The organism is Nocardia coubleae NBRC 108252 (genome assembly GCF_001612805.1).
GTDB classification, from domain to species: Bacteria; Actinomycetota; Actinomycetes; order Mycobacteriales; family Mycobacteriaceae; genus Nocardia; species Nocardia coubleae.
Map to the genome: position 1 here is coordinate 187,544 of NZ_BDBD01000021.1, position 20,670 is coordinate 208,213.

The following is a 20,670-nucleotide window of genomic DNA, read 5'->3' on the forward strand; positions in this document are numbered from 1 at the left end:
ACAACGCCGATCACAATCGGCGTGTTCGCCGAACGATACCCCGAACCGCCGACACGCAAACGGTCAAAAGCCCAGCTTCCCCAGCTGTTTGGGGTCGCGCTGCCAGTCCTTGGCCACCTTCACGTGCAGATTCAGGTAGATCCGTGTGCCGAGGATGTGCTCGATCTGCTTGCGGGCATTGGTGCCCACCTCCTTGAGGCGAGAACCGTTCTTGCCGATGACGATCGCCTTCTGGCTCGGCCGTTCCACATACAGCAGGGCATGCACCTCGAGCATGTCCTCGTTGGCCTCGTAGGGTTCGATCTCCTCGATCACCACGGCCAGCGAGTGGGGCAGTTCGTCGCGCACACCTTCGAGGGCGGCCTCGCGGATCAGCTCGGCCATGAGGGTTTCCTCGGGCTCGTCGGTGATCTCGCCGTCGGGGTAGAACGCCGGTCCCTCGGGCATCTTCGAGGCGATCACGTCGACGAGCACCTCGACCTGTTCGCCCTTCACCGCCGAGACCGGAACGACCTCGGCCTCGGGCCCGAGCAGCTTCGACAGCGCCATCAGCTGGTGGGCGATCTCGTCGCGACCCACCTTGTCGATCTTGGTGACCACCCCGATCACGGTGGTCTTGGGCGCCATCTGCTTGATCTGCTCGACGATCCAGCGGTCGCCGGGACCGATCTTCTCGTCGGCCGGGATGCACAGCGCGATCACATCGACCTCGGAGTAGGTGTCGCGCACCAGATCGTTGAGGCGCTGACCGAGCAGGGTGCGCGGGCGGTGCAGACCAGGGGTGTCGACCAGGATCAGCTGGGCGTGCTCACGGTGCACGATGCCGCGAATGGTGTGCCGGGTGGTCTGCGGGCGCGAGGAGGTGATCGCGATCTTCGACCCGACCATGGCATTGGTCAGCGTCGACTTGCCGGTATTGGGGCGGCCGACGAAACAGACGAAGCCGGAACGGAATTCGGTGTCAGCCACCGCGCACCTCGCTCAGCACGGCACCCGAACGATCGGTGTGGATCACCGTCGCACCGGGCGACACCTCGTGCATCGCCGCGATACCCGCGTCCTCCCCGCTCGCACCGACCACCACGGCCGCCTCGAAACCCTCGGCGCCACTGGAGATCGCGGCGGCCACCGCGGCCTGCAACGCGGTCAGGCGAAGGGCGGCGAGGGTCACCTCACCCGCGGCGTAGGTGCGGCCGTCGGTGTCACGCACCGCCGCGCCGCTCGCACCACCGGTACGGCCGAGCGCGCCCCGTGCCAGCACCAGCAGTTTGTTGTCCTCTGCGTCGAGTTCACTCATCGGTCTCTCCATTGTCTGCGGGCACTGTCACCGGGTCGGTCTCGGCCTGCGCCTCGTCGGGCTTGCCGTTGCGGGCCTTGTCTGTCTTCTTCTCTTTGTCGGCCGCGCGGCGCACCAGCACGGTGTTCACCCGCATCCGCCCACGCGCGTCGGCGCCACCCTCGCCGCGCAGCACCAGGCCGTGCACGGTCACCTTGGAACCCGGCAGCGGGACGCGACCCAGTTCGTGGGCGAGCAGGCCACCGACGGTGTCGACGTCCTCGTCCTCGATGTCGAGGCCGTACAGCTCGCCGAGGTCCTCCACCGACAAGCGGGCCGACACGCGGTAGCGGCCCTCACCGAGGTCCTCCACCGGCGGGGTCTCGTCGGTGTCGTACTCGTCGGCGATCTCACCGACGATCTCCTCGAGCACGTCCTCGATGGTGACCAGCCCGGCGATGCCGCCGTATTCGTCGACCAGCAGGGCCATGTGGTTGCGGCGGCGCTGCATCTCGTCGAGCAGCGCGTCGAGCGGTTTGGAATCGGGGATGAACACGGCCGGTCGCATCACCTCGCGCACCGTCACCTTGCGGGCGCGATCGGCATAGGGCACAAGATCTTTCAGGTAGACCACACCGAGCACGTCGTCGACGTTCTCGCCGATCACCGGGATGCGCGAATGCCCGGAACGCACCGCGAGCGACATCGCCTGGGCGGCGGTCTTGTCGTTTTCGATCCACACCATCTCGGTGCGCGGCACCATCACCGCGCGAGCGGCAGTGTCGCCCAGTTCGAAGACCGACTGGATCATGCGGCGCTCGTCGTCGGCGACCACGCCGCGCTCGCGCGCCATGTCGACCACCTCGCGCAGCTCGATCTCCGACGCGAACGGACCGTTGCGGAAACCCTTACCAGGAGTGATGGCGTTACCGAGCAGGATGAGCAGCCTGCTCACCGGGCTCAGCACCGCACCGATGATCTGCATCGGGACGGCCGCGGCCAGCGCGATCGAATAGGCGTGCTGGCGGCCGAGGGTGCGCGGGCCGACCCCGATCACCACATACGAGACGACGACCATCGAGGCGGCGGTGACCAGCAGCGCCGTCGTCGGGCTCCACAGCTCCAGCGTCGCGGCGGCCAGCAGTACGGTGGCGCTGATCTCGCACAGAATGCGCAGCAGCACCATCAGATTCACGTAGCGGGGACGGTCGTCGACGATCTGGCGCAAGCGCGCGGCGCCGGACCGTTCCTCGCGGACCATGTCGTCGAGCCGTGCGCGCGAAACGGTATTGAGGGCCGAGTCGACACCCGCGAACACACCACCGAGGCCGATCAGCCCGATGGCGAGCAGGATCTGCACCATCGAGGTCACGCGGGGCCCAGTGCGTCACCCGGTGCGGTGAACCCTGCCTTACCGAGCAGGCGGGCGTCACGTTCGGCCAGTTCGGCGCGCAGCTGTTCTTCGCGCAGGCTCTGGTACCACTCCTCGAGCAGCTGGGCCTGCAGCGCGAACATCTCCTTCTCCTCCTCCGGCTCGGCGTGGTCGTAGCCGAGCAGGTGAAGCACGCCGTGCACGGTGAGCAGGGCCAGCTCGTGGTCGAGGGAGTGACCGGCCTTCTGCGCCTGGCCCATGGCGAATTCCGGGCACAGCACGATGTCGCCGAGCATGGACGGGCCGGGCTCGGGGCTGTCGGGGCGACCGCCCGGCTCGAGTTCGTCCATGGGGAACGACATCACATCGGTGGGGCCGGGCAGGTCCATCCAGCGCACGTGCAGGTCGGCCATGGTGTCGAGATCCACGAGCACCATCGACAGTTCGGCGGCCGGATGCACGTCCATCCGTCCGATCACGAAACGCGCGACGCTGACCAGGTCTTCTTCGGGAATGTCCATACCCGATTCGTTGGCGATCTCGATGCTCACGTGTTCAGGGTACGGGCCGAACTACATCACGCTGCATCCAGTACAACGCACTTCAGAAAATCGCATTGCATTGTAGTGAATCGGCATCGACGCAGCGTATGGCCGGTGACGCCGCCCGAGGCGTCACCGGACCACGATCAACGGCGGTCGGCCCGACCGGCCGCCCGGCGCTGGGCCCGGTTGCCCGGGTAGTGCGGGGCGGGAACCGCGCGGGTCTCGGATTCGAAGCGGTCGTAGGCGTCGACGATGTCGGAGACCAACCGGTGCCGCACCACATCGGAACTGGTGAGTTCCGAGAAGTGGATGTCATCGATATCGGTGAGGATCTCCGAGGCCGCCCGCAGACCCGAACGCTGCCCGTTGGGCAGGTCGACCTGCGAGATGTCGCCGGTGACCACCATCTTCGAGCCGAAGCCGAGACGGGTGAGGAACATCTTCATCTGCTCGGCCGTGGTGTTCTGCGCCTCGTCGAGAATGATGAACGAATCGTTGAGGCTGCGACCACGCATGTACGCCAGCGGCGCGACCTCGATGACACCGGAGGCCAGCAGCTTCGGGATGGCTTCCGGATCCATCATGTCGTGCAGGGCGTCGTAGAGCGGACGCAGATACGGGTCGATCTTGTCGTTGAGCGTGCCGGGCAGGAAGCCGAGACGCTCACCGGCCTCGACCGCCGGCCTGGTCAGGATAATGCGAGTGACCTGCTTGGTCTGCAGGGCCTGCACCGCCTTGGCCATCGCCAGATACGTCTTGCCGGTACCGGCCGGGCCGATGCCGAACACGATGGTGTTCACGTCGATCGCGTCGACGTAGCGCTTCTGGTTCAGCGTCTTGGGCCGGATGGTCTTGCCGCGCCGCGACAGGATGTCCAGGCTCAGCACCTCGGCGGGCGATTCGGACACGCCCGCGTCGGTGAGCATGGACACGGTGTGCCGAACCGCTTCGGGGGTGATCACCCGGTTGCGGCCGGTCAGCGCGACCAACTGCTCGACGACACGCTCGGCCAGGGCCACATCGGCGGCCTTGCCCGTGATGGTGACGGTGCTACCGCGCACATGGATGTCGGCCGGAAGCAACTGCTCGAGCTGACGGAGGTTCTGGTCGGCCGAGCCGAGGAAGGGGAAAACGGATTCGGGGGCGAGTTCGATGCTGGAACGCACGGTTCGCGCCGCCGGGGATGCTCCGTTGCCGTCGGTGCCGACGCCTGGGACGGGGAGGGTGGGATCGCCGATCTCGCCTGTGTTCTTCAAAAGTGGCTATAGCCTGCTTCCGGTCTCGACCTGGTGTTCGATGAGACCAGTTTACCGCCGCCCACCGACACCGCACAGCGGTTAAAAACGGGGACGTGGTAGAGGACCCATCACTACCCGCTCGGGGTACCCCAACGGGGCGATTTCACGCGCCCTCACCAGCGCTTCGTCAACGCTCCGAGGGCGCCGAGTGCGACCGCTGCGGCGGTGGATGTGCGCAGGACGGTCGGGCCGAGCAGCACGATGTCGGCGCCCGCGTCGGCGAGCGCGGTCAGCTCGGCGTCGTCGAGTCCGCCTTCCGGTCCGACGATGAGGATCACTTCCTTGCTCCGCGCGAGCGGAAGCTCGGTGAACTTGCCGGTGCCCGACTCGTGCAGGGCGGCGACCACCGCGCCGTCGGCCTTCGCCGCACGCACCAGCTCGAGCAAGTCGCGCGTGCGGTGCAGGCCGGCGACCTCGGGAATGTAGGCACGACGCGACTGCCGGGCCGCGGATTTCGCCGCCGCCCGCCACTTCTCGATGCCCTTGGCGGCCTTGGCCTCCCAGTTGGCGACGCAGCGCGCGGCCTGCCAGGGCACGATCAGGTCGGCGCCCGCCTCGGTCATCAGCTCGACGGCCAGCTCGGAACGATCCGATTTCGGCAGTGCCTGCACCACCGTGACCTGCGGGATGACCGGTTCGGCCAGCCTGCGGTTGCGTACCGCGAGCTCGAGGCGGTCCTTGGCCGCCGCGATCACCTCGGAGTCGGCGAGCACACCGTGTCCGTCGGACAGGGTGATCAGCTCGCCCACCCGGGTCCGGCGCACCGTCGCGGCATGGCGACCCTCCGGGCCGTCGAGCACCGCGACATCGCCCGGCTCCGGGATGTCGTCGAGGTAGAAGACCGTGGCGGCCATCGCCGGTCAGCGACCGCTGAACGACGCGCGCAGCCGGGCGAACAGGCCGCTGTTGTGCTCGGACTGCGACGACATCACCTCGGCGCGATCCTTGTCACGCATGCCCTTGAACTTGCGAAGCAGTTCGGTCTGCTTGCCGTCGAGTTTGGTCGGCACCACGATGTCGAGGTGGGCCAGCAGGTCGCCGCGCGCACCCGAACGCAACCGGGGCATGCCGTGTCCGCGCAGGTGGATGACCTCGCCCGGCTGGGTGCCCGGGCCGATGGTGAGCTCGGTCGGCCCGTCGAGGATGGTGTCGACGACCACGGTGGTGCCGAGGATCGCGTCGACCATCGGAACCCGGACGGTGCAGTGCAGGTCGTCGCCGTCGCGAACGAACGTGTCGTGCGGCTGCTCGACGACCTCGACGTACAGGTCGCCCGCATGGCCACCGCCGGGGCCGACCTCACCCTGGGCGGCCAGGCGCACCCGCATGCCGTTGGCGACACCGGCCGGGATCGGTGCGGCGATCTCGCGGCGCGCACGCACGCGGCCGTCGCCACCACACTTGGTGCAGGGGTCGGGGATGACCTCGCCCGCGCCACGACAGGTCGGGCAGGGGCGTGAAGTGAGTACCTGGCCGAGGAACGAGCGCTGCACCGACTGCACTTCGCCCGCGCCGCCACAGGTTTCGCAGCGCACCGGCTTGGAGTTGCCGTTGGTGCCCGCGCCGTGGCAGAGGTCGCAGAGGATGGCGGTGTCGACGGTGAGGTGCTTGGTGACACCCACCGCGCACTCGGCCAGGCTCAGCCTGGTGCGGATCAGCGAGTCGGCGCCGGGCTGCACGCGGCCGCGCGGCTTGCGCGCACCGCCGCCCTGGCCGCTCATCCCGCCGAAGAACGCCTCGAACACATCACCGAGACCGCCGAACCCGGCACCGCTGAATCCCGCACCGCCGCCCCCGTTTTCGAGCGGGTCACCGCCGAGGTCGACGATCCGGCGCTTCTCCGGGTCGGTCAGCACCTCGTAGGCGGTGGAGACTTCCTTGAACTTGGCCTGCGCGGCCTCGTCCGGGTTCACGTCGGGGTGCAGTTCGCGGGCCAGTTTGCGGTACGCGCGCTTGAGCTCCTGGTCGGTGGCATTCTTGCCGACGCCGAGCAGTCCGTAGTAATCCCGTGCCACTTGAGTTCTCTAGTCCTTGGTCGCTGTGGTCCAGCCGAACGCCGGGCGCATCCTTTAGTCTGTTCGACTCAACTTTACCCCGGTCGAAGTACCGACCATAACAGTGCCCGCACGGTCGCCGCCGACCCGGCGGTCACCTTTCGGCCAGGACCTCGCCGATATAGCGGGCAACGGTCGCCACTGACGCCATGGTGCCGGGATAGTCCATCCGGGTCGGGCCGAGCACGCCCATACCGCCCAGCACCGCGCCCGCCGCGCCGTATCCGGTGGACACCACGGAGGTGCCGCGCATCTGCTCGACCTGGGTCTCCTCGCCGATCTGCACGGTCACCTGACCCGGCTGCTGGGCGGCGGCCAACAGCTTCAGCACGATGACCTGTTCCTCGAGCGCCTCGAGCACGGTGCGCAGCGAGCCGGGGAAACCGAAGTCGGCGACATTGCGGGTGAGGTTGGCCGTGCCGCCGAGCACCAAACGCTCCTCCGGGTGCTCGACCAGGGTTTCCACCAGCACGGTCGACACCCGTACCAGCACATCGCGGATCTTGGCCGGCGCGCGTTCGGGCAGTCCGGCCACCGACGCGCTGGCCACCGAGAGCAGTTTGCCGTCCATCGCGCCGCCGAGCAGGCCGCGCACGGCGGCGAGGTCGTCCTCGGAAATCACCGCGCCCAGGTCGACGATGCGCTGATCGACGCGGCCGGTGTCGGTGATGACGACCAGTAAGAGGCGGGCGGGATTGAGCGCGACGACCTCGATGTGGCGCACGGTCGACGCCGACACCGTCGGGTACTGCACCACCGCGACCTGGCGGGTGAGCTGGGCCAGCAGCCGCACCCCTCGGCGCAACACGTCGTCGAGGTCGACACCGGATTCGAGGAATTCCATGATCGCGCGGCGTTCGGCGCCCGAGAGCGGCTTCACCTCGGCGATCCGGTCGACGAATTCGCGGTAGCCCTTGTCGGTCGGCACGCGCCCGGAACTCGTGTGCGGCTGGGTGATGTAACCCTCCGCCTCCAGCACGGCCATGTCGTTGCGGACCGTGGCGCTGGACACTCCGAGATTGTGCCGTTCGACCAGCGACTTCGAGCCGATCGGTTCCTTGGTGGCGACGTAGTCCGCGACAATCGCTCGCAGGACCTCGAATCGCCGATCTTCGGTGCTCGAAGCCATCGACCCCACCTCCTCGCTCGTGCCGGGTACGTCGTCGGCCCGCGTTGTTGTAGTGCTGGGGCACAGACTCGCACGCGGGCGCTCGGGGCGTCTTGCAGTCCAGTCTAAATTGTCTCGTTCTCCGGTGAGTTCTCCACAGGGCGGAGTTATCCACAGGGCGCGGATCGGGGCTTGTCGCGTTATCGCGCCCGGCGTACGTTCGGTCGTGAATCAGGCGCTTTACCAGCGCATTTCCGGGGCGGGAGGGGCTTGCGATGCGATTCGGTGACGAGTGGGGCGGGGGTGACTCCGTGGTCGTGGTGCGTCCGGAGGAATTCGCCGGGATCGATCGGGCGTGTGTGATGTTTCTCGAGGTAGTCGAGAGTGTCTCGCTGCTCGCCGGGCAGATCTCTTCGCAGATGCACTGGGGTCTAGGGGGAGGTGACGGGCGGCTGATCTCGGGGCCCGCGCTGGTTGGCCGGTTCCGGGAGACGGCGGAGGCGGTGGCTGCCGCGATGGAGACGCACCGCCGGATCGTCGGCGATATCCGCGAGGCGCATCGGCTCGCGCGGGACCGGCTGGTGGCGGTCGACGAAGAGTGGGCGCTGCGTCTGGCCGACGCGGAAGCCGCACTGGGGACGCGTGATCCGTTCGCGGTCGGTGCCCGATGATGCCGGGCGGTGGTGAGAACGTCCACCACTGGCGGCATCGAGAGATCACCGAGACGTTCTCATCCCTCGATGTCACCGATGCTGTCGCACAGGCGGACACGTTCCAGCAGTTGGCGCGGTATTGGGAAGAGGGGCTGGATGCCTTCGATCGTGCGATCAGCGTGGGGCTGCCGGCGGCCTGGTCGGGTGCCGGAGCGGAGGCTGCGATGTCTTCTGTCCGGCGATACCTCGACCAGGCGCGGGAACTCCTCTCCGCTGTCCATGTCATCCCCGCTCTGGTCCAAGCGGCGGCCGATGCGGTGGTCGCGACCAAGTACGCGATTCCTGAGTTCGTCGAGAAGTCCGCTATGTCGGTGTGGTCCACCGATCCGGGTGGGATGCGGGAGGTCGGTATCCGGGAAGAAGAGGCGAGAGCTGCCATGCGTGATCGCTACGTCCGACCATTCGGCGAGATCTTCAGCCGAATCCCTTTGATACCGCAGCCAATTCCTCCCTACGCGACCACTGGGAACGGCGGCCCTCTCGGCAACGACCTGTCCGTGCCTTTGCTGGTCGACGTAGTCCCAGGCGCCGAGCATTACCGACCCATCGGGACCGATCCCACCATGGACGCGAATGTGCAGAGAACATGCGACGAATCATGCGGGCTCGCAGCGTCTTCGGGTCGCGATGTGGAATGGTCTGCCGTTACCGGCGCGGTGCCCGGCTCCCTCGCCGACCTGCCGGCGACTGGCACAAGGCGATTCGACGCGAACCTCGACAGCGCGAGCGGAGCTGTGACTGGCATCCGTATCGGAGCCGGTGGCGGAGGAACAGCAGGTGCACTGGACGTCGGCGCGGCGACGGTCGATGTGATGCGCGTCGGTGAATCCCCAGGGTTGAACGCTGATGGGCCACAACAATCCGACGATGCCGAGCGGGGACGCAACCGCAGCGAGGGCGGTGTGGCGAGTGCTCGCGGTGCCGAGACGGCTGGGCCGTCGACAGGACCGGCAGTGTCGAGTGCGGGATTTCGAGGCGAGGCGAGGAATGGGAGCGCAACAACTTCGGGTCCGGGAGCGAGAACGGACGCCGGTGAGGGTGTCACGCAGCGGGTCGACAGTGCACGGGCAACTCGGTCGGGTGGTGGCGGCCCTATGGAAAGCAGCGGCAACCACCACGGCGGTGGCCCGAACCTGAGCAGCGGGCAACGCGGGGCAGGCCAGGCGAACACAGCGACTGACAGCCCCGGTGCGGCGGCACGGAACACATTCGCAGACCGCATCGCGCTCGTAGATACGGCGTTGTCCGCAAACGATGCCCTGGCAGGCAACGCAGTCGCCGCAGATAACGCCCCGGCAGACGACGCACTCCGGGCGAACAACGCCCCAACGGGCAACGTACTAGCGGCGGATAAGGCCCTGGCTGGAAATGCGCCGACGGCCGACGATGCGGGAGTCGAGACGAGGGCGTCCGGCGCGGGGCAGGGGCAGGGGCAGGTGGCCGCGCGGTGGTTCCACTGCGTTGCACTGGCGCCGGGTGTGCCTGGCGCAGCGCAGGAGGAGCACGCTCGCGGGGTGCCGGAGTATTTGACTACCTCGGCCAATACCGAGGAGTTGCTCGGTCGACCGGCGCCGACCATTACCGATGGGGTGATCGGTGGGGTGCGGGGTGACGGGCACGGGTCCACGGCGCGGGGGTGTTGATGTCCACGGGTGGAGGGGTCGGGTCACGGTCGCCCGGGGTGGGCGACCGTGAGCCGATCAGATGCGGCGGGCGGCGCCGACGCGGGCGGGTGAGTGGGCGGCGCCCACTTCTTTGCCCGCGAGGGCATCCAGGCCGAGCATGGCCAACAGTGACACGCAATCTTCGGCATCGTTGGAATGCGAAGCGACCGTCCGCGCGGCGACCGCGCACTGACGAGCGTTCTCCGCCTTCTCAGCAGAGCGCGCTTCAGCGAACTCGCTCTGCTCGTGGACGAGGGTGATGTGCCGTTCGGTGGACATATAGCTCCCTAGGTTTCGACCCGAAGCCTACGCCCCCAATCGTTATCTTCGACCCCGAACCCACCGAAGAATCGGTTCGGATACCCCGGTGGCCGACCCTCGCCGGAGGGTGTGCATCAGGCCACATCATCCCGATGACCGGGGGATCATCGAAGCCGCGGTGAGCTCGACCACGCCGCGAAAAAGACGTCACGAAACGGCATCGCGTGCCGCGCGTTGCAACCGCAGCTGTCCGATCTCGGCCACGTTTTTCATCAGTTCGGCATCGACCCAGCCGACCAGATGCGCGACGGTCAGGCCGGCGTCGGCAGGCCATGGATAACCGGAGGGGAGGTCGAAGTCGGCGTCGTCGAGTTCGCGCAGCGTGTCGAGCCACTCCTGCCGTAGGTGGCGGAGCCACTCGACGGTGCTGTCGCCGGGTCCCGGCCAGGCGATATCCGTCCGCTCATGTGGTGCTCGCTGCCGCAGATGATCGATGGCCACGCTCCACCACCACCCGATGTGCCAGGTGAGCCAGCCGATCGTCGGTACCGGAATCGGATCGGGTTCGGTATCCGCCCAGTCCGCGACCCACCCGCCCGCGGGATCTTCGCGCATCGTCCAGCACAGCGCGCTCGGCTCCCACAGGAAGTCCTTCTCGTGCAGCCGCTCGAGGTGGTACTCGAACAACGACCAGACGAGATCGAACTGCCACCGCAGCAACTCACTTCGTGACGTGGACACGGGCGGGATCGTGCCACGACACCCGCGAACGAGCGAACGAATTCTCGGCGAAAGAGCGTTGGTGGCGCTCAGCCGAGGAGATCGCGGACGATGCCGTCGGCCAGCAGTCGTCCACGATCGGTGAGGACGAGGTGGTCGTCGACGACCTGGGCCAACCCGTCGACGAGAACACGGTCGAGGGCGGGCCGGGCGGAGGGGGCGAGGTCGGCGAGGGGAAGGCCGGTGCGCAGGCGAACGGTGAGCATGAGGTGTTCGGTGTAGCGCTCGTCGTCGGTGAGGGCTTCCCAGCCCGCGGCGGGCAGACCACCGAGGGCGACGCGGTCGGCGTAGCGGGCGGGGTGCTTCACGTTCCACCAGCGCACACCACCCACGTGGCTGTGCGCGCCGGGACCCGCACCGAGCCAGTCACCACCGGCCCAGTAGCCGAGGTTGTGCCTGCAGCGCGCGGAATCGTTTGCGGCCCAATTGGATACCTCGTACCAGCCGAGACCGGCCTCGGCCAGACGGGCATCGATGCGCTCGTAACGGGCGGCGAGCACATCGTCGTCGGGTGCGGGCAGTTCACCACGGCGGACCTTGCGCGCCAGCGCGGTTCCGTCTTCCACGATCAGGGAGTAGGCGGAGACATGATCCACACCGGCGGCCAGCACCGCGTCCAGGCTCGCGTCCAGATCGGCGTCGGTCTCGCCGGGTGTGCCGTAGATGAGGTCGAGGTTCACGTGCTCGAATCCGGCGGCTCGCGCTTCCTTCGCCGCGGCAACCGCCCGGCCCGGCGTATGGGTGCGGTCGAGCACCTTCAGGACGTGCGCCGCGGCCGACTGCATGCCGAGCGAGATCCGGGTGTATCCCGCCGCGCGGAGACGGTCGAAGAACTCCGGCGAAGTCGATTCCGGGTTGGATTCGGTCGTCACTTCGGCGTCGTTGGCGAGGGTGAAGTTCGCGCGCACCGCGTCGAGTACCGACGCGAGCCCGTCACCGCCGAGCAGCGACGGTGTTCCGCCGCCGACGAAGATCGTCGAGACCTCGGGGGTCGCGCTCGGCAGCGCACCGAACTCGGTCGCCGCGGTGGCGAGCTCGCCGCGCAATGCCTCGAGCCACGATTGCGGCGACGCCGAGGTGCCGAGCTCCCCCGCCGTGTAGGTGTTGAAGTCGCAATATCCGCAGCGTGTGGCACAGAAGGGCACATGCACGTACACGCCGAACGCGCCGCCCCCGAAATCGCGCAGCACCGGCCGCTCGGCGTCGGCCGGTGTCGCCCCGGGAGCCACGGGAGTTGCGCTGGTAGTCACCCCTACAGTCTGCCGGGCCTCGGCGAACTGTCGCGTCCGGCCCCGGCACCGGTCATTGCGCCCGCGCTTCGCCACGCAGGACCCAGCCGGACTCGGCACCGCGCGGGTCGCTCGATCGACCGAGCGAGCGACCCGTGGCCCAGCTATGCACCTATCGTCGAAAAGTCCGAACACTGCCCGGACGCCGGTCCCGGCGACGGTCAGCGCACGAAGGCTGGGCGGTCAGTCCACCACGGGGGTGTTCTGGTTTGCCGTGAGCACCCAGACCCCGTCTTCCTTGGTCATCACGTACATGGGCGTGCCCTGCCCCGACAGCTCGCCGTCCAGCGTGAAGTAGCTCTGCCGGATCTTCACCGCGGCCACATCGGGTCGCAGGAACAGCACGTGCTCGATCTCGTAGGTCGCTTTGCCATGGGTGGTCGCGCCGGGCAGCACCTGGGCGGTGAACTCGGCGATGGCCGCGCGGCCGAACAGCCGCTTGCCGTGCCCCGTGGTCCAGATCGCGTCCTCGCGGAAGACGGAGACGAACTCCTCGATCAGTTCGTTGTCCTGCGCGTGCGCGATGGTCCCGACGACGGCGCGAATGGCCGCGAGTTCGGTGTCGAGATCGGCGGGGATCCGGCCCGCCACGGTGACGTCGTTGCTCATGCGGACACTGTGCGCCCTCAACGGTGGTTGAGGTCAACCGTTGTGGCGCCCGACACAGCTATGCCCTCGGGCGAATCGCCGGTAACTTCCCGCGCCGGAACTATGACCCCTGTCACAGAACGGTACGGTCGTCCAGGGGATTTCCCTCGAAAGTGCGGGAAATATCTCCTTGCGGTCGGAACGACCCCCCTGACATGGCACAATAGGCGCATGCACGCAACTGGAGTACGACTCGTGGCTCGTCGCCACGTCGACTTCCAGCGTGTCTGCAGCGCCTGTTGTCGGCCCGGTTTCCACCGGTAGCGCAGCGGCGTCCGCCCGGGAATCTCCCGGTGCCTTCGACTTTCATCGGCCCGCTGACCACCTGACGCGAGCCAGCCCCTCGCGCCTTCAGCACGGATGTTCACCCACCCCCGCAGGAGCGACCCCACATGACGTCGAGCACCGACGCCGGTTCGACCGAACAGTCGACGGCGCAGGCCCGTCCCGAGCGCCCGGTCACCGAGCGCCGCATCCGGCCCGACCGCCCGCGCCCCGAAGGCGCGGTCGCGCCGCGCGAGCGCACCGGCAAGCCGGTCCGCCGCCGCTCCGAAGGCCAGTGGGCCCTCGGTTACCGCGAACCGCTCAACCCGAACGAGCAGTCCAAGAAGGACGACAACCCGCTCAATGTGCGGGCCAGGATCGAGAACATCTACGCCAAGGGCGGCTTCGACTCGATCGACAAAGCCGACCTGCGTGGCCGTTTCCGCTGGTGGGGTCTCTACACCCAGCGTGAAGAGGGCTACGACGGCACCTGGACCGACGACGACAACATCGACCTGCTCGAAGCCAAGTACTTCATGATGCGCGTGCGCTGCGACGGTGGCGCGCTCAATGCCGCCCAGCTGCGCACCATCGGCCAGATCTCCACCGAGTTCGGCCGCGACACCGCCGACCTGTCGGACCGCGAGAACGTCCAATACCACTGGATCGAGGTCGAGAACGTCCCCGAGATCTGGCGTCGGCTGGAGTCGGTCGGCCTGCACACCACCGAGGCATGCGGCGACTGCCCGCGCGTGATCCTCGGTTCGCCGCTGGCCGGTGAGTCGCTCGACGAGATCATCGACCCCACGCCCGCGATCGACGAGATCGTCAAGCGCTACATCGGGAAGAAGGAGTACTCCAACCTTCCCCGCAAGTTCAAGACCGCGATCTCGGGTCAACAGGACGTGGTGCACGAGATCAACGACGTCGCGTTCGTCGGCGTGAACCACCCCGAGCACGGACCGGGCCTGGATCTGTGGGTCGGTGGCGGCCTGTCGACCAACCCGATGCTGGCCAAGCGGGTCGGCGCGTGGGTGCCGCTCGACGAGGTTCCCGACGTCTGGGAAGCCGTGGTGTCGCTGTTCCGCGACTACGGTTACCGTCGCCTGCGCACCAAGGCGCGCCTGAAGTTCCTCATCAAGGACTGGGGCATCGAGAAATTCCGCCAGGTCCTCGAGGACGAGTACCTGAAGCGCAAGCTGATCGACGGGCCCGCCCCGGAGCAGCCCGCCAAGCCGATCGACCACGTGGGCGTGCAGAAGCTGCGCAACGGCCTCAATGCCGTCGGCTTCTCCCCCATCGCCGGTCGCGTCTCGGGCACCATCCTGAGCAAGGTCGCCGACGCCGCCGAGAAGTACGGCTCGGACCGCATCCGGTTCACCCCGTACCAGAAGCTGATCGTCCTCGACATCGCCGACGACCAGGTCGACGCCCTGATCGACGAGCTGGAACCGCTCGGCCTGCAGGCACGTCCGTCGGCCTGGCGGCGAAACCTGCTCGCGTGCAGCGGCATCGAGTTCTGCAAGCTGTCGTTCGTCGAGACCCGCAAGCGTTCGCAGGTGCTCGCCCCCGAGCTCGAGCAGCGCCTGGCCGACATCAACGCGCAGCTCGACGTGCCGATCACCATCAACATCAACGGCTGCCCGAACTCCTGCGGCCGGTCCCAGATCGCCGATATCGGCTTCAAGGGCCAGCTCGTCGACGACGGCAACGGGAATCAGGTCGAGGGCTTCCAGGTTCACCTGGGTGGCAGCCTCGGTCTGGACAGCGGGTTCGGCCGCAAGCTGCGCCAGCACAAGGTGACCAGTGTCGAGCTCGGCGACTACATCGAGCGAGTCGTGCGCAACTTCGTCAAGAACCGCGAAGACGGTGAACGCTTCGCGGTGTGGGCGGTTCGCGCCGACGAGGCCGACCTCCGTTAGTGGATGAGGAGATCTCAACTGTGACAACGAATCTCGCCGCCAAGCTGTCCGAAGACGAATTGCGCGCGCTCGCCGAGCAGGGCGCGGCCGAGCTGGGCCCCGACGCCTCGGCCGCCGACCTGATCGCCTGGACCGACCGCACTTTCGGCAACAACTACATCGTCGCCTCCAACATGCAGGACGGCGTGCTGGTTCACCTGGCCGCGCAGACCCGCCCCGGCGTCGATGTGCTGTTCCTCGACACCGGCTACCACTTCGCCGAGACCATCGGCACCCGTGACGCGGTCGAGGCTGTGTACGGGGTGAACGTGATCAACGTGCGCCCCGAGCACAGCGTCGCCGAACAGGACGAGCTGCTCGGCAAGGACCTGTTCGCCCGCGACGCCGCCGAATGCTGCCGGTTGCGCAAGGTCGTGCCGCTGAAGAAGTCCCTCGCGGGCTACAACGCGTGGGTCACCGGCATCCGCCGCGTGGAGGCGCCCACCCGCGCCAACGCACCGCTGATCTCCTTCGACGAAGCCTTCGGCCTGGTGAAGATCAACCCGATCGCACCGTGGTCCGACGACGAGATGCAGGCCTACATCGAGGCCAACGGCATCCTCGTCAATCCCCTGGTGGAGGAGGGTTACCCGTCCATCGGCTGCGCACCGTGCACGCGCAAGCCCGAGCCGGGGTCCGATCCGCGCAGCGGCCGCTGGGCCGGACTGGCCAAGACCGAATGCGGATTGCACCAATCATGACCGTCACCACCTCTGGGAGTGAGCCTGTGAGTACCCACACCACCGAACGCGACCTCGGCCTGACCGAGTTCGACACCCTCGCGGCGCTGGAATCCGAGGCGATCCACATTTTCCGTGAGGTCGCGGGCGAGTTCGAGCGGCCGGTGATCCTGTTCTCCGGCGGCAAGGACTCCACGGTGCTGCTGCACCTGGCGCTCAAGGCCTTCTGGCCCGCGCCGCTGCCGTTCGCGCTGCTGCACGTCGACACCGGGCACAACCTCGACGAGGTGCTCGAGTTCCGCGACAAGGTGGTGGAGAAGTACGGCCTGCGCCTGCACGTGGCCTCGGTCGAGGAGTACCTGGCCGACGGTCGCCTCACCGAGCGCCCCGACGGCATCCGCAACCCGCTGCAGACCGTTCCGCTGCTCGACGCCATCACCGAACACCGCTTCGACGCGGTGTTCGGCGGTGGCCGTCGCGATGAGGAGCGTTCGCGCGCCAAGGAGCGGATCTTCTCGCTGCGCAACGCCTTCGGCCAGTGGGATCCGAAGCGTCAGCGTCCCGAGCTGTGGAACCTCTACAACGGCAAGCACGCGCCGGGTGAGCACGTGCGCGTGTTCCCGCTGAGCAACTGGACCGAGCTCGACATCTGGCGCTACATCGCCCGCGAGGACATCGACCTGGCCTCGATCTACTACGCCCACGAGCGCCCGGTGTACCAGCGCGACGGCATGTGGATGACCCCCGGTGTGTGGGGCGGCCCGAACGAGAACGAGGTCCTCGAGACCCGCTCCGTGCGCTACCGCACCGTCGGTGACGGTTCGACCACCGGCGCCATCATCTCCGACGCCGCCGACAACGAGGCCATCCTGGCCGAGGTCGCCGCGTCCCGGCTGACCGAGCGTGGCGCCACCCGTGGCGACGACCGCGTCTCCGAAGCCGCCATGGAAGACCGCAAGCGAGAGGGTTATTTCTGATATGTCCGACCTATTGAGGCTGGCCACCGCCGGTTCTGTCGACGACGGCAAGTCCACTTTGGTCGGACGGCTGCTCTACGACACGAAGTCCGTGCTGGCCGATCAGATCGACGCCGTAACCCGCGCCTCCGTCGACAAGGGTCTGTCGACCCCCGACCTGTCGCTGCTGGTCGACGGTCTGCGTGCCGAGCGTGAGCAGGGCATCACCATCGACGTGGCCTACCGCTACTTCGCCACGCCCAAGCGCTCGTTCGTGCTCGCCGACACTCCCGGCCACGTGCAGTACACCCGCAACACCGTGTCGGGCGCGTCCACCGCGCAGCTGGTGATCCTGCTGACCGACGCGCGCAAGGGCGTCATCGAGCAGACCCGTCGCCATGCCGCGGTGCTGGCACTGCTCGGGGTGCCGAAGCTGGTGCTCGCGGTGAACAAGATCGACCTGGTGGACAATCCGGCCGAGGTGTTCGCCGAGATCTCCGCGGAGTTCAACTCGCTGACCTCGAAGCTGGGCTGGGCCGACGAGGACGTCCTCGAGATCCCGGTGTCGGCGCTGCACGGCGACAATATCGCCAGCCGCTCCGAGAACACCCCGTACTACGACGGTCCCTCGCTGATCGAGCACCTGGAATCTGTTCCGGTGGATGCGGATTCGACGGGCACGCATGCGCTGGGGCTGCGGTTCCCGGTGCAGTACGTGATCCGTCCGCGCACCGCCGAGTACCCCGATTACCGTGGGTACGCCGGTCAGATCGCGGCCGGTTCGGTGTCGCCCGGCGACGAGATCGTTGTGCTGCCCTCGGGCATCCGCACCACCGTCGAGCGCATCGACACCCCCGACGGTGAGCTGGCGGTCGCCCAGGTGGGGCGCAGTGTGACGCTGATCCTGGCCGACGAGGTCGACATCTCGCGTGGCGACATCATCGCCTCGGTGGCCGACGCCCCGGAGGCGATCGACACCTTCGACGCCACCGTCTGCTGGCTCGGCGACAAGCCGCTGCGTCCCGGCGCGCGACTGCTGCTCAAGCACGGCGCCAAGACCACGCAGGCGATCGTCGGCGCGCTGGTGGAGCGGTTCGACGAGCAGACGCTCACCGCCCAGCCGAGCCCGGAGACGTTGGAGCTCAACGACATCGGACGGGTGTCGCTGCGGTTGGCCGAGCCGATCCCGGCCGACGACTACCGCACCAACCGGCACACCGGTTCGTTCCTGCTGATCGATCCCGCCGGTGGCAACACCCTCGCGGCCGGCCTGGTCGGCGACGTGCTGACCTCGGTCGAGGTCGGTACCACGGTCTGATGACACGCTCGCTCGTCTCGCCGCGCGGTGCCGTTCCGGTGCCGCGCGGCGGAGGCGGGCCCGCACTGATCGCGGTGGCCCACGGCAGCCGTGATCCGCGTTCGGCGACGACGATGGCGGCGGTGGTCGCCTCGGTCGCCGCGTCACGACCGGATCTGACGGTCCGGTTGGCTTTTCTCGACCTCAGCGCGCCCTCGCTCGACCAGGTCGTCGACGAGCTCGCCGCGCTCGGGCATCGCGAGGTGATCGTTGTTCCGTTGTTGCTCGGCAACGCTTTTCACGCGCGAGTCGATCTGCCCGCCCTCCTGACGGAGTCGGCGAACAGGCATCCGCTGGTGCGCCTGACCCAGACCGAGGTGCTCGGGGCGGATTCGCGATTGATCGCGGCGCTTGCCGACAGGGTCGCCGGGTTGTCGGTGGGTTTCCCTGTGCCAGAGCCTGTTTCGATGCACCGCCCGACGACACCGGCAGCTCTCCCGCACGAAAGCGGCCGTGCCACCGTGGGGGTCGCGGTTGCCGCCGTCGGATCTCGTGACGAATCGGCGAATCGCCGGACCGCCGCCGTTGCTCGACGGCTTGCGGTGATGACCGGTCTTCGCACCGAAATGTGCTTTGCCACAGTCGAACCCAGCATCAATGTCGCGGTCGACCGGTTACATGCGCGCGGAGTCGAACAGGTCGTCGTCGCGCCGTGGTTCCTCGCACCGGGGCTGCTCACCGACCGCCTGCTGCACCACGCGCCGCGCCTCGTACACGCCGATGTCATCGGCCCGCACCCCGCGCTCACCGAGGTGATCTGGTCCCGATACGACGCGGCGATCGCGACAGATCTCGAACTCTCCGCCTGACGAATCCCGCCGGCGCACCGCCGAGGAGCTGGTCGGGTCCGATTTCCGCGCCGATCTTCGGCGCACAGCATCCGCAGACGCCTCCGATCGCCTTTCCTGCGCATAGCTCGCGCCCTTGACGCCTCGCCTGCATCTCCCGAAATGCTCCCGAAGCCGGCTGCGCTAGTGCGACAGATCACACTCCGATCCCTTTACTGCATACCCCTAGGGGGTATAAATTCGTGTCAACGCACTAGGGATCAGAGAGGCAAGACAATGACCATCAACTCCCACACCGCCCACAACACGAACGCTCTCGATACCACTCCCGAAAGCGCTGCGGCACAACACACCTCACACCTCGGTGCGCACGGCGAACACGCCGCCCACAGCGCCCACGGCCATGCCGAACACGGCACTCAGGCGCAGCAGGAATCGCACGCAGGACACGGGCACAGCGCGCACGCGGCGCAGGCAGCTCATGCGGATCACGTCGACCACGCAGCACACGGCGGCCGCGACAGCCAGGCCGCGCACGGGGACCACGCCGCGCACGGTGCGCATTCCGGCCATGGTGGTCATGACACCGGCGACGCAGTCGCAGCACCGCAGGCGAATCATGCCGGTCACGGTGACCACGGCGCGCACGCTGCCGGACTCCCCGGCGGGCTGCAGATCACCCAGGACGGGTACACCCTCGATCTGGCGACCACCGTGGCTCAGCCGGGCGTCATCGACTTCCGGTTCCGGATTCTCGGGCCCGACGGGTCGGCGGTGACCGAGTTCGATCCCATCCACGATCGCGAACTGCACCTGATCGTGGCGCGGCGTGAGCTGACCGGGTTCTGGCATGTGCATCCGCGCCGGGAGGCCGACGGCACCTGGACGATCCAGCTGGAACTGCCGGAGGCGGGCGCCTACCGGGTGTTCACCGATATCGCCCCGCGTGCTCTCGGCCGCACCATCACCCTCGGAGCGGACCTCGCCGTCGCCGGTCACTATGCGCCGCAGCAGGTTCCGGCGGTGAATCGCAGCACGGAGGTCGACGGGTACACCGTGACCGTCGACGGCGAATTGCGCGCCGAGGGCGATCTGCTCACCCTCACGGTGCACAAGGACGGTGCGCCGGTCACCGATCTGCAGCCCTACCTGGCGGCTTTCGGTCACCTGGTGATCCTGCGGGCGGGCGACCTCGCCTACGTTCACGTGCATCCCAACGGCGAACCCGGCGACGGCATCACGCCTTCCGGGCCCGAAGTCTCCTTCCACACCGCCGTTCCCGGGCCGGGCACCTACCGCCTGTTCCTCGATTTCAAGCACGACGACACGGTGCGGACCGCAGCTTTCACCCTCACCACTCAGCACCACTGAGAGCTGCTTCGACGCCCGGCGCGACATGCCGCGCCGGGCGAACCGTCGTCACACGACCGCCCATGCGCCAGGCGCGGTACCGACTCGTCGCGTTCTCCACCCTCGCCGATCCTGCTCGAAGCCACCGGCGAACCATCGGACGACAGCCTTGACATCAACCACGCTCGAGGTTTCACGATGACTTCATGAGCATCCTGTTTCACAACACCATGCGAATCACCGAGGGGCACACCAAGGAGTTCGGCGAGGCCGTGCGGCGTGCCGTGGCCTTCGTCAGAGAGCACG

General features: G+C 67.8%; 21 protein-coding genes. 8 read left to right on the forward strand and 13 right to left on the reverse strand.

What is annotated here, in order from left to right:
* Positions 1-63 precede the first annotated feature (63 nt).
* The 8 genes from era to hrcA form a co-directional block, all read right to left on the reverse strand.
* Positions 64-969, reverse strand: coding sequence for a GTPase Era (gene era / locus NCO8_RS23710; protein ID WP_067642314.1), 906 nt, complete (start codon positions 967-969; stop codon positions 64-66).
* Positions 962-1,297 carry a cytidine deaminase-like protein gene (locus tag NCO8_RS23715; RefSeq protein WP_067486711.1) on the reverse strand — a complete coding sequence of 112 codons (336 nt, stop codon included), beginning with the start codon at positions 1,295-1,297 and terminating at the stop codon, positions 962-964. Before NCO8_RS23715 ends, era begins: the two co-directional genes overlap by 8 nt.
* Positions 1,290-2,639: a hemolysin family protein gene (locus NCO8_RS23720; RefSeq protein ID WP_067642383.1), complete on the reverse strand. Its 1,350-nt coding sequence runs from the start codon at positions 2,637-2,639 to the stop codon at positions 1,290-1,292. The genes NCO8_RS23715 and NCO8_RS23720 overlap by 8 nt, the downstream gene beginning before the upstream one ends.
* Positions 2,640-2,644: 5 nt before the next feature.
* Positions 2,645-3,199: an rRNA maturation RNase YbeY gene (gene ybeY, locus NCO8_RS23725; protein WP_067486705.1), complete on the reverse strand. Its 555-nt coding sequence runs from the start codon at positions 3,197-3,199 to the stop codon at positions 2,645-2,647.
* Between the two features lie 137 nt (positions 3,200-3,336).
* A complete protein-coding gene (locus NCO8_RS23730; protein WP_067487115.1) occupies positions 3,337-4,431 on the reverse strand; it encodes a PhoH family protein in 1,095 nt (364 codons plus the stop codon).
* Positions 4,432-4,604: 173 nt separating this feature from the next.
* Positions 4,605-5,345, reverse strand: coding sequence for a 16S rRNA (uracil(1498)-N(3))-methyltransferase (locus NCO8_RS23735; RefSeq protein ID WP_067642315.1), 741 nt, complete (start codon positions 5,343-5,345; stop codon positions 4,605-4,607).
* Between the two features lie 6 nt (positions 5,346-5,351).
* Entirely contained in the window at positions 5,352-6,506 is a 1,155-nt protein-coding gene (gene dnaJ / locus NCO8_RS23740; protein ID WP_067642316.1) for a molecular chaperone DnaJ, read from the reverse strand.
* 133 nt (positions 6,507-6,639) lie between these two features.
* Complete coding sequence (gene hrcA, locus NCO8_RS23745) at positions 6,640-7,674, reverse strand: heat-inducible transcriptional repressor HrcA (RefSeq protein ID WP_067486696.1); 1,035 nt, start codon at positions 7,672-7,674, stop codon at positions 6,640-6,642.
* Positions 7,675-7,928: 254 nt separating this feature from the next.
* Between hrcA and NCO8_RS23750 the strand changes: the two genes are divergently transcribed.
* Positions 7,929-8,324, forward strand: coding sequence for a hypothetical protein (locus tag NCO8_RS23750; RefSeq protein WP_067642317.1), 396 nt, complete (start codon positions 7,929-7,931; stop codon positions 8,322-8,324).
* Positions 8,324-10,009, forward strand: coding sequence for a hypothetical protein (locus tag NCO8_RS31535; RefSeq protein ID WP_157105059.1), 1,686 nt, complete (start codon positions 8,324-8,326; stop codon positions 10,007-10,009). Before NCO8_RS23750 ends, NCO8_RS31535 begins: the two co-directional genes overlap by 1 nt.
* 57 nt (positions 10,010-10,066) lie before the next feature.
* Here NCO8_RS31535 and NCO8_RS23765 read toward each other — a convergent pair whose 3' ends face one another.
* From NCO8_RS23765 to NCO8_RS23780, 4 genes are all read right to left on the reverse strand, one after another.
* Positions 10,067-10,309, reverse strand: a complete 243-nt coding sequence (locus NCO8_RS23765; RefSeq protein ID WP_067486687.1) for a hypothetical protein — start codon at positions 10,307-10,309, stop codon at positions 10,067-10,069.
* Positions 10,310-10,498: 189 nt separating this feature from the next.
* Positions 10,499-11,032 carry a DinB family protein gene (locus tag NCO8_RS23770; protein WP_157105060.1) on the reverse strand — a complete coding sequence of 178 codons (534 nt, stop codon included), beginning with the start codon at positions 11,030-11,032 and terminating at the stop codon, positions 10,499-10,501.
* A 68-nt stretch (positions 11,033-11,100) separates the two neighbouring features.
* Entirely contained in the window at positions 11,101-12,321 is a 1,221-nt protein-coding gene (gene hemW / locus NCO8_RS23775; RefSeq protein ID WP_084457417.1) for a radical SAM family heme chaperone HemW, read from the reverse strand.
* Positions 12,322-12,543: 222 nt separating this feature from the next.
* Positions 12,544-12,969 carry an SgcJ/EcaC family oxidoreductase gene (locus tag NCO8_RS23780; RefSeq protein ID WP_067642320.1) on the reverse strand — a complete coding sequence of 142 codons (426 nt, stop codon included), beginning with the start codon at positions 12,967-12,969 and terminating at the stop codon, positions 12,544-12,546.
* Between the two features lie 431 nt (positions 12,970-13,400).
* Between NCO8_RS23780 and NCO8_RS23785 the strand changes: the two genes are divergently transcribed.
* From NCO8_RS23785 to NCO8_RS23805, 5 genes are read left to right on the forward strand one after another with little or no spacing between them, the layout of a single operon-like run.
* Entirely contained in the window at positions 13,401-15,194 is a 1,794-nt protein-coding gene (locus tag NCO8_RS23785; RefSeq protein WP_210740699.1) for a nitrite/sulfite reductase, read from the forward strand.
* A gap of 20 nt (positions 15,195-15,214) precedes the next feature.
* Positions 15,215-15,934 (forward strand): phosphoadenylyl-sulfate reductase, encoded by a 720-nt coding sequence (locus NCO8_RS23790; RefSeq protein ID WP_067642387.1) that lies wholly within the window; start codon positions 15,215-15,217, stop codon positions 15,932-15,934.
* Positions 15,931-16,890 (forward strand): sulfate adenylyltransferase subunit CysD, encoded by a 960-nt coding sequence (gene cysD, locus NCO8_RS23795; protein ID WP_424991830.1) that lies wholly within the window; start codon positions 15,931-15,933, stop codon positions 16,888-16,890. Before NCO8_RS23790 ends, cysD begins: the two co-directional genes overlap by 4 nt.
* A gap of 1 nt (position 16,891) precedes the next feature.
* Entirely contained in the window at positions 16,892-18,187 is a 1,296-nt protein-coding gene (locus NCO8_RS23800) for a sulfate adenylyltransferase subunit 1 (RefSeq protein WP_067642321.1), read from the forward strand.
* A complete protein-coding gene (locus NCO8_RS23805; RefSeq protein ID WP_067642322.1) occupies positions 18,187-19,035 on the forward strand; it encodes a sirohydrochlorin chelatase in 849 nt (282 codons plus the stop codon). Before NCO8_RS23800 ends, NCO8_RS23805 begins: the two co-directional genes overlap by 1 nt.
* Positions 19,036-19,368: 333 nt before the next feature.
* Here NCO8_RS23805 and NCO8_RS32600 read toward each other — a convergent pair whose 3' ends face one another.
* A complete protein-coding gene (locus NCO8_RS32600; protein ID WP_245655474.1) occupies positions 19,369-19,812 on the reverse strand; it encodes a hypothetical protein in 444 nt (147 codons plus the stop codon).
* Here NCO8_RS32600 and NCO8_RS23810 point away from each other — a divergent pair.
* On the forward strand, positions 19,729-20,385 hold the full coding sequence (locus NCO8_RS23810; protein WP_501193583.1) for a DUF8832 domain-containing protein: 657 nt from the start codon (positions 19,729-19,731) through the stop codon (positions 20,383-20,385). The genes NCO8_RS32600 and NCO8_RS23810 overlap by 84 nt on opposite strands.
* Positions 20,386-20,670: the final 285 nt, after the last annotated feature.

What these genes read in the sequence shown, in the direction of transcription:
- NCO8_RS23720 (WP_067642383.1), bottom strand. Translation starts at nt 2,639, where the DNA reads ATGGTGCAGATCCTGCTCGCCATCGGGCTGATCGGCCTCGGTGGTGTG.
- hrcA (WP_067486696.1), bottom strand. Translation starts at nt 7,674, where the DNA reads ATGGCTTCGAGCACCGAAGATCGGCGATTCGAGGTCCTGCGAGCGATT.
- NCO8_RS23715 (WP_067486711.1), bottom strand. Translation starts at nt 1,297, where the DNA reads ATGAGTGAACTCGACGCAGAGGACAACAAACTGCTGGTGCTGGCACGG.
- NCO8_RS23765 (WP_067486687.1), bottom strand. Translation starts at nt 10,309, where the DNA reads ATGTCCACCGAACGGCACATCACCCTCGTCCACGAGCAGAGCGAGTTC.
- NCO8_RS23800 (WP_067642321.1), top strand. Translation starts at nt 16,892, where the DNA reads ATGTCCGACCTATTGAGGCTGGCCACCGCCGGTTCTGTCGACGACGGC.
- NCO8_RS31535 (WP_157105059.1), top strand. Translation starts at nt 8,324, where the DNA reads ATGCCGGGCGGTGGTGAGAACGTCCACCACTGGCGGCATCGAGAGATC.
- NCO8_RS23735 (WP_067642315.1), bottom strand. Translation starts at nt 5,345, where the DNA reads ATGGCCGCCACGGTCTTCTACCTCGACGACATCCCGGAGCCGGGCGAT.
- NCO8_RS23785 (WP_210740699.1), top strand. Translation starts at nt 13,401, where the DNA reads ATGACGTCGAGCACCGACGCCGGTTCGACCGAACAGTCGACGGCGCAG.
- NCO8_RS23780 (WP_067642320.1), bottom strand. Translation starts at nt 12,969, where the DNA reads ATGAGCAACGACGTCACCGTGGCGGGCCGGATCCCCGCCGATCTCGAC.
- NCO8_RS23805 (WP_067642322.1), top strand. Translation starts at nt 18,187, where the DNA reads ATGACACGCTCGCTCGTCTCGCCGCGCGGTGCCGTTCCGGTGCCGCGC.
- NCO8_RS23750 (WP_067642317.1), top strand. Translation starts at nt 7,929, where the DNA reads ATGCGATTCGGTGACGAGTGGGGCGGGGGTGACTCCGTGGTCGTGGTG.
- cysD (WP_424991830.1), top strand. Translation starts at nt 15,931, where the DNA reads ATGACCGTCACCACCTCTGGGAGTGAGCCTGTGAGTACCCACACCACC.